At 58.9% G+C, this 11660-nt stretch carries 10 protein-coding genes and 1 pseudogene; all 11 read left to right on the forward strand.

The window, feature by feature from the left end; translation table 11 throughout:
• A partial coding sequence (locus BN1189_RS00375; protein ID WP_040224539.1) for an ATP-dependent metallopeptidase FtsH/Yme1/Tma family protein occupies nucleotides 1-1163 on the forward strand: 1163 nt, incomplete at its 5' end.
• A 529-nt stretch (nucleotides 1164-1692) separates the two neighbouring features.
• Nucleotides 1693-2457: a type III pantothenate kinase gene (locus BN1189_RS00380; RefSeq protein WP_040224556.1), complete on the forward strand. Its 765-nt coding sequence runs from the start codon at nucleotides 1693-1695 to the stop codon at nucleotides 2455-2457.
• A 23-nt stretch (nucleotides 2458-2480) separates the two neighbouring features.
• Nucleotides 2481-3368, forward strand: coding sequence for an Hsp33 family molecular chaperone HslO (gene hslO / locus BN1189_RS00385; RefSeq protein ID WP_040224540.1), 888 nt, complete (start codon nucleotides 2481-2483; stop codon nucleotides 3366-3368).
• A gap of 342 nt (nucleotides 3369-3710) precedes the next feature.
• A pseudogene (hslO, locus tag BN1189_RS00395) lies at nucleotides 3711-4379 on the forward strand (Hsp33 family molecular chaperone HslO); the annotation flags it as partial.
• Nucleotides 4360-5292 (forward strand): peptidyl-prolyl cis-trans isomerase, encoded by a 933-nt coding sequence (locus BN1189_RS00400; protein ID WP_040224542.1) that lies wholly within the window; start codon nucleotides 4360-4362, stop codon nucleotides 5290-5292. The pseudogene hslO (BN1189_RS00395) and the gene BN1189_RS00400, both read left to right, overlap by 20 nt.
• A gap of 448 nt (nucleotides 5293-5740) precedes the next feature.
• Nucleotides 5741-6670, forward strand: a complete 930-nt coding sequence (gene cysK / locus BN1189_RS00405; protein ID WP_040224544.1) for a cysteine synthase A — start codon at nucleotides 5741-5743, stop codon at nucleotides 6668-6670.
• Nucleotides 6671-6802: 132 nt separating this feature from the next.
• On the forward strand, nucleotides 6803-7654 hold the full coding sequence (folP, locus tag BN1189_RS00410; protein WP_040224546.1) for a dihydropteroate synthase: 852 nt from the start codon (nucleotides 6803-6805) through the stop codon (nucleotides 7652-7654).
• Nucleotides 7655-7656: 2 nt separating this feature from the next.
• The gene (folB, locus tag BN1189_RS00415) at nucleotides 7657-8025 is read left to right on the forward strand and encodes a dihydroneopterin aldolase (protein ID WP_040224549.1); all 369 of its coding nucleotides are present in this window, start codon (nucleotides 7657-7659) and stop codon (nucleotides 8023-8025) included.
• Nucleotides 8022-8537 (forward strand): 2-amino-4-hydroxy-6-hydroxymethyldihydropteridine diphosphokinase, encoded by a 516-nt coding sequence (folK, locus tag BN1189_RS00420; protein ID WP_040224551.1) that lies wholly within the window; start codon nucleotides 8022-8024, stop codon nucleotides 8535-8537. Before folB ends, folK begins: the two co-directional genes overlap by 4 nt.
• A 50-nt stretch (nucleotides 8538-8587) precedes the next feature.
• Complete coding sequence (gene dusB, locus BN1189_RS00425; RefSeq protein ID WP_040224552.1) at nucleotides 8588-9610, forward strand: tRNA dihydrouridine synthase DusB; 1023 nt, start codon at nucleotides 8588-8590, stop codon at nucleotides 9608-9610.
• A 163-nt stretch (nucleotides 9611-9773) separates the two neighbouring features.
• Nucleotides 9774-11264, forward strand: a complete 1491-nt coding sequence (gene lysS, locus BN1189_RS00430; protein WP_040224554.1) for a lysine--tRNA ligase — start codon at nucleotides 9774-9776, stop codon at nucleotides 11262-11264.
• The last annotated feature ends 396 nt before the right edge of the window (nucleotides 11265-11660 follow it).

The following is an 11660-nucleotide window of genomic DNA, read 5'->3' on the forward strand; positions in this document are numbered from 1 at the left end:
GCGCCGGCCTCGGCGGCGGCCATGATGAGCGCGAACAGACGCTCAACCAGCTGCTCGTCGAAATGGACGGATTCGGCGAGAACGAAGGCATCATCATCATCGCCGCGACGAACCGTCCGGACATCCTTGATCCGGCGCTTCTCCGTCCGGGCCGGTTCGACCGTCAGATCACGGTCGGCCGTCCCGACAAAAATGGCCGTGAAGCAGTCCTCAAGGTCCATGCCCGCAACAAGCCGCTGGCCGACAGCGTCGACCTGAAGGCGATTGCGGCACGCACGCCTGGCTTCTCCGGGGCGGATCTTGAAAACCTCCTGAACGAAGCGGCGCTCGTCGCTGCCCGGCGGAACAAAAAGCTGATCGACATGCTCGACATCGACGAGGCGACCGACCGAGTCATCGCAGGGCCTGCCAAGAAGAGCCGCGTCATTTCCGAGAAAGAACGGAACATCGTCGCGTTCCACGAAGCCGGCCACGTCGTCATCGGGCTCACGCTCGATGAAGCCGAAATGGTCCATAAAGTGACGATCGTCCCTCGCGGCCAGGCGGGCGGCTACGCCGTCATGCTGCCGAAGGAAGATCGGTACTTCATGACGAAGCCGGAACTGTTCGACAAAGTGGCCGGCCTCCTCGGCGGCCGCGCCTCCGAAGAAATCGTCTTCGGAGAAGTGTCGACCGGCGCGCACAATGACTTCCAGCGCGCGACCGGCATTGTCCGCCAGATGGTCACCGAATATGGGATGAGCGACAAGCTCGGCCCGATGCAGTTCGGCCAGAGCCAGGGCGGCAACGTCTTCCTCGGACGCGACATCGGGTCGGAGCAGAACTACTCCGACAAGATCGCCTACGAGATCGACCAGGAAATGCAGAACATGATCAAAGAACAGTACGAGCGGACGAAGCAGATTCTGACAGAACGCCGTGAACTCCTCAACCTGATCGCCAACACGCTGCTCGAGAAGGAAACACTCGATGCGCGTGAGATCAAGCATCTCGAAGAGTACGGCCGACTGCCGGATCCTCTGCCGGTAGCAGAAGAAATCGAAGCCGATGCCGAAGTGACACCGGACTCGACCGGCGCTCCGACAGACCCGTCCGCAGGCGACCTCCCTCACGGAGAATCGGGCGACGAACCGCTCGATCCGATCCGCGAAGACCGCCGCTGAACAAGCAGCTCAACCGTCCGTCCCCTTAGCGGGGCGGACGGTTTTCTTTATCCGCGGGAATGAAGGTGATGGGGAGTGCCGAAGATAGGGACGGAGGGCAGGGTGTTGCTAAGCTGCGGCGGAACGTTGTGTATCTAGGGTGAAGCGTTGTTTATCTGGGGAGAAGCGTTGTGTATCTAGGGTGAAGCGTTGCGTATCTCGGGTGAAACGTTGCGTATCTGAGGCAAAGCGTTGCGTATCTCGGATGAAGCTGCGTATCTGAGGCGAAGCGTTGTGTATCTCGAGTGAAACGTTGCTTATCTGAGGCGAAGCGTTGTGTATCTAGGGTGAAGCGTTAATTATCTCGAGTGAGACGTTAATTAGCCAAGGGGAAACGTTAATTAGCCAAGGCAAAACGTTCAAGACCTTCCGTAAACCCGCCAGATCCGGCTGCATCCCTTCTGCCGCCCGGATTCAGGCATACGTGCTTTTGATGCCGGGCCGGGTGTGGTATGATGTTTTGGAAACTGGGAGAAGTGAGGAATTGGCCATGATTCTGGTGATGGATACCGGTAATACGAATATCGTTCTCGGCGTTTACGACGGCGATGAACTGAAATATCAGTGGCGCATGGGCACGAACCGCCACAAGACCGAAGATGAATTCGGCATGCAGGTGAAAGCGCTTTTTGAGCATGCCGGGCTGGAAATGGCGGACGTGGAAGGGATCATCATCTCGTCCGTCGTCCCGCCGATCATGTTTGCGCTGGAACATATGTGCAACAAGTATTTCGGGCTGAAGCCGCTCGTCGTCGGGCCGGGCTTGAAAACCGGACTGAACATCAAGTACGAGAATCCGAGGGAAGTCGGGGCAGACCGGATCGTCAACGCGGTGGCGGGCATCCATGAGTATGGCAGCCCGCTCATCATCGTCGACTTCGGGACAGCCACGACGCTCTGCTATATCAATGAACGAAATGAATACCTTGGCGGCGTCATTGCGCCGGGAATCGGCATCTCGACGGAGGCGCTGTTTGAACGGGCGTCCAAGCTGCCCCGTGTGGAACTCGTCCGCCCGGAGCAGGTGCTCGGCAAAAACACGGTCGCAGCCATGCAGGCGGGCATCGTGTTCGGCTATGTCGGACAAGTCGAGGGACTCATCGGCCGCATCAAAGCGATGGCCGGAACCGACCCGCAGGTCATCGCGACCGGTGGGCTGGCGCCGCTCATCGCGGCGGAGACGGATGCCATCGATGTGGTCGACGGCCAGCTGACACTCAAGGGACTTAAGCTCATCTATGGCCGCAACCAATAATGAATGAAATGAGAGGGATACTGATGGCTGATTATATTGTCAGAGGTTTGGCGTTTGACGGAACAATTCGTGTAATGGGGGCACTGACGACCGATACGATCGGCGAAGCCCAGCGCCGCCACGGCACATGGCCGACGGCGAGCGCGGCGCTCGGCCGCGTGATGACTGGAACGGCGATGCTCGGCGCAATGCTGAAAGGCGACGACAAAGTGACCGTCAAAGTGGAGGGCAACGGCCCGGCCGGCCCGATCCTGGCCGATGCGAACGCCCGCGGTGAAGTGCGCGGCTACATCACGCATCCGAATGTCCACTTCGACCTGAACGAACAAGGGAAGCTTGACGTCCGGCGCGCCGTCGGGACCGAAGGCACGCTGTCGGTCGTGAAGGACCTCGGACTCCGGGACTTCTTCACGGGACAGGTGCCGATCGTTTCCGGTGAGATTGCGGAGGACTTCACCCAATATCTGACGGTCTCCGAACAAGTGCCGTCCGCGGTGGCCCTCGGCGTTCTCGTGAATCCCGACAACACGATCAAGGCATCCGGCGGCTTCATCATCCAGGTGATGCCGGGTGCGACGGACGAGACGATCACGCTCCTTGAGCAGAAACTATCGGACACGCGTCCGGTCTCCCGCCAGATCGATGACGGACTGAGCCCGGAACAGATCCTCGAAGAAGTGCTGGGCGAAGAGAACGTCAAGTTCATCGACCGCCTTCCGGTCGCCTTCGAATGCAATTGCTCGAAGGAGCGGTTCGGCAATGCAATCATCGGGCTCGGCGAGAACGAAATCCGGGAAATGATCGAGGAAGACGGCGGAGCCGAAGCGCAATGCCACTTCTGCAATGAGATTTATGACTTTTCCAAAGAAGATCTGGAAGGATTCCTGAAAGATGCGCAAAGCGGGGAATGAACAGTCCCGTCCGCCCGTCAAACGGCGGCTGAAGACGAAACCCGTCCTCGTGGTCCTTGGAATCCTTCTTGCCGGAAACCTGCTCTGGTTCACCCTCTGGGCAACGAAAGACGGCGGATCGGCCGCGGAAGGAAGCGAGCAGGTGGCGTCCGTCGGCAAGACATCCATCACCCGGGAAGACTGGATGGCGGCAATGGAATCCCAGTACGGCAGGGAGACCCTCCGCGAGCTCGTCAACCGCTCCGTCATGGAAGCCGCCGCCAAGAAATACGGCATCCGGGTGTCTGACGGAGAAATCGACCTGGAACTGGCCCTTCTCCGCTCCGAAGGGGAAGGGACGANGGCCCGATCCTGGCCGATGCGAACGCCCGCGGTGAAGTGCGCGGCTACATCACGCATCCGAATGTCCACTTCGACCTGAACGAACAAGGGAAGCTTGACGTCCGGCGCGCCGTCGGGACCGAAGGCACGCTGTCGGTCGTGAAGGACCTCGGACTCCGGGACTTCTTCACGGGACAGGTGCCGATCGTTTCCGGTGAGATTGCGGAGGACTTCACCCAATATCTGACGGTCTCCGAACAAGTGCCGTCCGCGGTGGCCCTCGGCGTTCTCGTGAATCCCGACAACACGATCAAGGCATCCGGCGGCTTCATCATCCAGGTGATGCCGGGTGCGACGGACGAGACGATCACGCTCCTTGAGCAGAAACTATCGGACACGCGTCCGGTCTCCCGCCAGATCGATGACGGACTGAGCCCGGAACAGATCCTCGAAGAAGTGCTGGGCGAAGAGAACGTCAAGTTCATCGACCGCCTTCCGGTCGCCTTCGAATGCAATTGCTCGAAGGAGCGGTTCGGCAATGCAATCATCGGGCTCGGCGAGAACGAAATCCGGGAAATGATCGAGGAAGACGGCGGAGCCGAAGCGCAATGCCACTTCTGCAATGAGATTTATGACTTTTCCAAAGAAGATCTGGAAGGATTCCTGAAAGATGCGCAAAGCGGGGAATGAACAGTCCCGTCCGCCCGTCAAACGGCGGCTGAAGACGAAACCCGTCCTCGTGGTCCTTGGAATCCTTCTTGCCGGAAACCTGCTCTGGTTCACCCTCTGGGCAACGAAAGACGGCGGATCGGCCGCGGAAGGAAGCGAGCAGGTGGCGTCCGTCGGCAAGACATCCATCACCCGGGAAGACTGGATGGCGGCAATGGAATCCCAGTACGGCAGGGAGACCCTCCGCGAGCTCGTCAACCGCTCCGTCATGGAAGCCGCCGCCAAGAAATACGGCATCCGGGTGTCTGACGGAGAAATCGACCTGGAACTGGCCCTTCTCCGCTCCGAAGGGGAAGGGACGAGCGACGCATTCGGAGAGACGGACGGCTCCCTCCGGGAACAGGTGAAGTCGCGCCTCATCCTTGAAAAGGTCCTGACAAAAGACGTGATTGTCGAGGACGGGGACATCAAGCGCTATTATAAAGAAAACGAGGCGCTCTACGACGTGAAGTCCGCCTACCGGGCATCCGTCATCGTCCTTCCCGATCAGGAAGAGGCGGAGAAAGCGCTCAAGGAACTCGACAACGGCTCATCCTTCGGCGTCCTTGCCCGCGAACGGTCGATCGACGCGGCGTCCGCCAGCCTCGGCGGCGACATCGGCTATGTGGGCGAGTCCTCCGAAAATATTGACCCCGCAATCGTCAAAGCGGCCGAAGGAATGAAAGAGGGCGACATTGCCGGCCCGGTCACCTTGGCCGACGGCACCGTCGCCGTCATTCAAGTGTCCGGCGTGTACAAAGGCCGCTCATTCAAGTTCGATGAAGTGAAGGACCAGATCCGCCGCGAGCTGGCCCTCGAACAACTCACCCAATCCGTCACCCCCGAAGCCTTCTGGAACGAATTCGACGCCCAATGGTTCTACGGAGATGAATAAACCAAAAAGCATGCCCCCGGGCGTGCTTTTTTGCATAGAGGCAAATCGTTTTAGGGGGAGGAATTGCAATTAAAGCGGAGAATTTGCAATTAGAGCGGTGGATTTGCAATTAGAGCGGTGGATTTGCAATTAGAACGGTGGAATTGCAATTAGAATAGTGAATTTGCAATTAGGACGATGAATTTGCAATTAGAATAGCGAATTTGCAATTAGAGCGGTGGATTTGCAATTAGAGCAGCAGAATTGCAATTAGACTCGTACATACGCAATCAAGGCCGTATCTTCGATTAGCCTTTCCCGGTCCTCCGCTGATTGCCGGAATACCTTCCGCCCAAATAGGGAAAAGAAGCGGTGCGTGACGGTTTCGGATTGACAGTTCGCTGCATACATTGATATTATGGTGTTAATAAAACCTATTAGAATAATAGGGATTTAGGAGTGATCGGGAATGAAGACGAGAGTCGGGAATACGATTGCGGATCTGGTCGGCGGGACGCCGCTCGTGAAGGTGAACCGTCTGACGGGCGCGAATGATGCGGATGTCTACTTGAAGCTGGAATATTTCAATCCGGGCAGCAGCGTCAAGGACCGGATCGCGCTTGCCATGATCGAGAAGGCCGAGAAAGAGGGCGTGCTCAAGGAAGGCGGCACGATCATCGAACCGACGAGCGGCAACACGGGGATCGGGCTGGCGATGATCGCAGCGGCGAAAGGCTACAAAACGGTCATCGTCATGCCGGACACGATGAGTATGGAGCGCCGGAACCTGCTCCGGGCATTCGGGGCGGAACTCGTCCTCACGCCGGGTGCGGACGGGATGAAAGGTGCCATCGCCAAGGCGGATGAACTTGCTCAGAAAAATGGATGGTTCCTTCCCCAGCAGTTCGAGAACTTCTCGAACCCGGAAATCCACCGCCTGACGACCGGGCCGGAAATTGCCGATTCCCTCGATCAGGTTGACGCATTCATCTCGGCCGTCGGGACGGGCGGCACGATCACCGGTGTCGGCGAAGTGCTGAAGGAGCGTTTCCCGGACGTGAAGATCATCGCGGTCGAGCCGGAGAAGTCCCCGGTCCTGTCCGGCGGCCAGCCGGGTCCGCATAAGATCCAGGGCATCGGCGCCGGCTTCGTGCCGAAGGTGCTCGATACGGACATCTACGATGAAATCATCCAGGTTTCTGATGAAGATTCGTACGACACGGCACGCAAAGCTGCCCGCCAGGAAGGCGTCCTCGGCGGCGTATCTTCCGGCGCCGCCATCCACGCCGCGCTCGAGACGGCGAAAAAACTCGGCAAAGGCAAGACGGTCGTCGCCATCATCCCGTCGAACGGCGAACGCTACCTGAGCACGCCGCTCTACCAGTTCGACGACGAATAAGAAGGAAAAAAGAGTGCCGGCTGCGCACTCTTTTTTTATTGCCCTCCTCCTTTATTTGTAACCGTCCGCACAGTGACGATAAAATAGAAGGCAGAGAGCGGCCCGGCCGCATGCAAAATGGGAGGGTTTCACATGGTATTCAACGGTTCGGACGGCCGCTTCCAGATCGGCGGTGCGTCATTTGATCTCAGTAAAGAGACGGTCATCATGGGCATCCTGAACGTGACGCCGGATTCATTTTCCGACGGAGGGCGGCACAGCGGTGTCGAGGAAGCGGTTCTCCATGCCCGCAGGATGAGGGACGAAGGGGCGAAGATCATCGACATCGGCGGAGAATCGACCCGCCCTGGCCACACGGTCATTTCCGTCGATGAAGAGCTGTCGAGAATCGTTCCGGTCATCGAGCGGCTGAAGGACGAGGAGGGCATCTGCCTCTCGGTCGATACATACAAGGCGGACGTGGCGAGAGGGGCGCTGGACGCCGGCGCCCATATCATCAACGACATCTGGGGAGCGCGGAGGGAACCCGCCATCGCGGATCTGGCGGCGGAGCGGAATGTGCCGATCATTCTCATGCACAACCGGGAGGTGGCCGAGTATGGCGACTTCTGGCCGGAAGCGAAGGCAGACCTGGAAGAGAGCCTGCGCATTACAAAGGAAGCGGGGGTCCAAGACGGCAACATCTGGCTGGATCCGGGCATCGGGTTCGGCAAGACGACCCATCATAATATCCTGATGATGCAGCATCTCGACGACCTCGTCGCAATGGGCTATCCCGTCCTGCTCGCGACTTCCCGCAAGCGGCTCATCGGCAATGTGCTCGGACTGCCGGTCGATGAGCGGATGGAAGGCACCGGTGCGACTGTCTGCTACGGCATCCAGAAAGGCTGCCAGATGACGCGCGTCCATGACGTGAAGGAAATCGCCCGCATGGCCAGGATGATGGATGTCCTGACCGGCAAGGCGGCCTACGAGGGGGAATGATGATGGATTACATCCACTTGCACGATATGCAGTTTTACGGCTACCACGGCGTGCTGCCGGAGGAGACGAAAATCGGCCAGCGGTTCAACGTCTCGCTTTCACTCGCGGTCGACCTTTCGGAGGCGGGGAAGACGGATGACCTCGACCAGACGGTCAACTACGCGGAAGCCTATCAGATTGTCCGCGGCATCGCGGAAGGAGAGCCGGTGCAGCTGATCGAGACCGTCGCAGAGCGAATCGCCGGATCGGTGATGCGCGAATACGACGGAAAAGTATCCGGCTGCCGGGTGCGGGTCATCAAGCCGGACCCGCCGATTCCCGGCCATTACCGGGCCGTCGAAGTCGACATTACGAGGGGGCGGTTCTCATGAACACCGCCTGGCTGTCGATCGGCACGAACATGGGTGACCGGGAAATGAACCTCCGGGATGCCGTCAGGATGCTCGCGGACCTCCCGGGGACCGAGGTGGACGGGGTGTCGTCCATTTACGAAACCGACCCGGTCGGGCTCGAGGATCAGCCGGCTTTTCTTAATATGGCTGTCCGTTTAAAGACCGGCCTTGATGCGGAGGCGCTGCTTGATCATTGCCTCCGCATCGAGTCGGGGCTCGGCCGTGTGCGCACGGTGCGCTGGGGCCCCCGGACGGCGGATCTTGACATCCTCCTGTTCAACGATGAGAATATGGAAACGGAGAAACTGACGGTGCCGCATCCGCGCATGCAGGAGCGGGCGTTCGTTCTCGTTCCGCTCCTTGAGGTGGATCCCGGACTCCGGCCGGCGCTCGAACGGCGTTTTCCGGGGTTCCCGGCGGTCGATCTTGAGGAAGGGATCCGGCTATGGAAGTCAATCGGCGGGCCGGCCGCGTTCTTAGGGGGAGATTGATCCCTTCGGCGCGTTTGGCAGGAAGTCAACGGAACACAGGAGGAAACGGTATGGCAGGATCAAATAAGCCGTTTGAGATCGGCGGCGTCAGGATGGATAACCGGGTGGTGCTCGCCCCGATGGCGGGTGTGTGCAATTCGGCGTTCCGGCTGACGGTGAAGGAATTCGGGGCGGGCCTCGTTTATGCGGAGATGATCAGCGACAAGGGGATCGTCCAGCGGAACGCAAAGACGATGGACATGCTGTACATCGATGAGCGCGAGTATCCGCTGTCGCTCCAGATTTTCGGCGGGGACAAGGAAACGCTCGTCGAGGCGGCGCGTTACGTCGACAAGAATTCGAATGCCGACATCATCGATATCAATATGGGCTGCCCGGTGAATAAGATCATCCGCTGCGAGGCGGGTGCGAAGTGGCTGCTCGATCCGGATCAGATCCACGAGATGGTGTCCGCGGTCGTCTCCGCGGTTGATAAGCCGGTGAGCGTCAAGATGCGCATCGGCTGGGATGAGGAGCATCTGTTCGGCGTGGAGAATGCCCGCGCGGCAGAGTCGGCCGGAGCGGCGGCGATCGCCGTACACGGCCGCACGCGCGTCCAGATGTATGAGGGCCAGGCGAACTGGGACTGGATCCGCAAGATGAAGGAAGCGGTCGATATCCCGGTGATCGGCAATGGTGACGTCGAGACTCCGCAGGATGCGAAGCGCATGCTGGAAGAGACGGGCGTCGACGGGGTGATGGTCGGACGCGCCGCCCTCGGCGATCCGTGGATGATCTACCGGACGGTCAAGTACCTCGACACCGGTGAACTGATCGGCCAGCCGACGGTTCGCGAGAAGATTGACGTGTGCCTGCTGCATTTCAAGCGCCTCGTGGAGCTGAAGGGCGAGCACACCGCGGTGCGCGAGATGCGCAAGCATGCGTCCTGGTATATGAAGGGGATCAGCGGCAACGGGGCAATCCGCAAGGCAATCAACGGAGCGGAGACCGCAGACGGGCTGACGAACCTGCTGAATGAGTTCGCCGCCGAAATGGAAGGCATCGGACCGGCTGCTGCGGCAAGCGCGGTGTGAATAGATGGGAAAGGCCGCCCTATTAAGTGGCGGCTTTTCTTCTGTGCGGATGGCAGGACTCCGCCGTGTGCGGATAATATGAAGTGAACAAGCGCCCGGGATTGTGTACAATGAAGGCATGACTGTATAAACGGCCCACGGAACATAAAGGAGAGGAAGACGTATGTCGCATCTGGATGAATTGAACGATCAACTCGTGGTGAGGCGCGAGAAGATGGCGGAAATGAGAGAGAACGGCCTCGACCCGTTCGGCAGCCGCTTCGAACGGAGCCACCTCACTTCGGAGATCAAGAAGGAATTCGGCGATAAGTCGAAGGAGGAGCTGGAAGAGGAGGCGCACGAGGTCACGCTTGCCGGCCGCGTCATGACGAAGCGGGGGAAAGGGAAGGCGGGATTCGCCCATATTCAGGACCTCGACGGGCAGATCCAGATCTACGTCCGGAAAGACGACGTCGGCGAAGCGGCCTATGAGCTGTTCAAGACCGCGGACCTCGGTGATATCGTCGGCGTGCACGGCAAGGTGTTCCGCACGAATGTCGGGGAACTGTCGGTGCGCGCGGATGAGTTCACCTTCCTGACGAAGGCACTCCGGCCGCTTCCGGACAAGTTCCATGGCCTGAAGGACGTGGAGCAGCGCTATCGCCAGCGCTACCTCGACCTCCTGACATCCGAGGAAAGCAAGGAGACGTTCCTGACGAGAAGCCGGATCATCCGGTCGATCCGCCATTACCTCGACGGCCACGGCTTCCTGGAAGTCGAGACACCGATGCTCCACAGCATCGCAGGCGGCGCGGCGGCGCGGCCGTTCATCACCCATCACAACTCGCTCGATATGGAGCTCTATATGAGGATCGCCATCGAGCTTCATCTGAAGCGGCTTATTGTCGGCGGTCTGGAGAAAGTGTATGAGATCGGCCGCGTCTTCCGGAACGAAGGAATCTCGACACGCCACAATCCCGAATTCACGATGCTGGAGCTGTATGAGGCGTATGCCGACTACCGGGACGTCATGGAATTGACGGAAAATCTCATTTCCCACGTTGCACAGGAAGTGCTCGGCACGTCCAAGGTGACGTACGGCGGGGAGGAGATCGATCTGTCCCCGGGCTGGAAACGGCTGCACATGGCGGACGCCGTCAAGGACTACACCGGCGTCGATTTCTGGCAGGAGATGACGAAGGAAGAGGCCCACCGGCTTGCGAAGGAGCACGGGGTCGAAGTGAAGCCGACGATGGAAGTCGGCCATATCCTGAACGAATTCTTCGAGCAGAAGGTCGAGGAACAGCTTGTCCAGCCGACATTCGTCTATGGCCACCCGGTCGAGATTTCCCCGCTTGCGAAGAAGAACCCGGAAGACGGCCGCTTCACGGACCGCTTCGAGCTGTTCATCGTACGCAGGGAACACGCGAATGCGTTCACCGAGCTCAATGACCCGATCGACCAGCGCGAGCGCTTCGAAGCGCAGCTCGTCGAGAAGGAACAGGGTAATGACGAGGCGCATGAAATGGACGAGGACTTCATCGAAGCGCTCGAATACGGCATGCCGCCGACCGGAGGCCTCGGGATCGGCATTGACCGGCTGATCATGCTGCTCACCGATTCCGCCTCGATCCGCGACGTGCTTCTCTTCCCTCAGATGCGCCAGCGCGACTGATCCGGATGACAAACGACACTGACCGTCCGTTCCCGCAAGAGGGAACGGGCGGTTGTTTTTATCGACGGAAAAAAGCCGGCAAGCAAGCGAGCGAAAGTGAAGATTCCGACTATAGAAGAAAGGCTTGCACGGCTGAACGGACGGTGGTATATTAATCAACGTTGTGATTTTAACCGATCACGGCAGTGAAAAAAGAAATTAAAAAAGTTGTTGACTTGGCCGGCGGCCGGTGCTATACTAATAAAGTCGCCAAAACGAGCGGCAACAAAATGAACCTTGAAAACTGAACAGCAAAACGCTGATAATTTCGTTCCCGGATCCCGACCCCGTCGGGTGAACGGAACACATGATTCGGACATATCAAGCAGATATGCCAGCAACAAAGTATGAGCTTAC

Origin of the sequence: Bhargavaea cecembensis, assembly GCF_000826125.2 — a bacterium.
GTDB classification, from domain to species: domain Bacteria; phylum Bacillota; class Bacilli; order Bacillales_A; family Planococcaceae; genus Bhargavaea; species Bhargavaea cecembensis_B.

What these genes read in the sequence shown, in the direction of transcription:
- BN1189_RS00400 (WP_040224542.1), top strand. Translation starts at nt 4,360, where the DNA reads ATGCGCAAAGCGGGGAATGAACAGTCCCGTCCGCCCGTCAAACGGCGG.
- folK (WP_040224551.1), top strand. Translation starts at nt 8,022, where the DNA reads ATGAACACCGCCTGGCTGTCGATCGGCACGAACATGGGTGACCGGGAA.
- BN1189_RS00380 (WP_040224556.1), top strand. Translation starts at nt 1,693, where the DNA reads ATGATTCTGGTGATGGATACCGGTAATACGAATATCGTTCTCGGCGTT.
- hslO (WP_040224540.1), top strand. Translation starts at nt 2,481, where the DNA reads ATGGCTGATTATATTGTCAGAGGTTTGGCGTTTGACGGAACAATTCGT.
- dusB (WP_040224552.1), top strand. Translation starts at nt 8,588, where the DNA reads ATGGCAGGATCAAATAAGCCGTTTGAGATCGGCGGCGTCAGGATGGAT.
- folB (WP_040224549.1), top strand. Translation starts at nt 7,657, where the DNA reads ATGGATTACATCCACTTGCACGATATGCAGTTTTACGGCTACCACGGC.
- folP (WP_040224546.1), top strand. Translation starts at nt 6,803, where the DNA reads ATGGTATTCAACGGTTCGGACGGCCGCTTCCAGATCGGCGGTGCGTCA.
- cysK (WP_040224544.1), top strand. Translation starts at nt 5,741, where the DNA reads ATGAAGACGAGAGTCGGGAATACGATTGCGGATCTGGTCGGCGGGACG.
- lysS (WP_040224554.1), top strand. Translation starts at nt 9,774, where the DNA reads ATGTCGCATCTGGATGAATTGAACGATCAACTCGTGGTGAGGCGCGAG.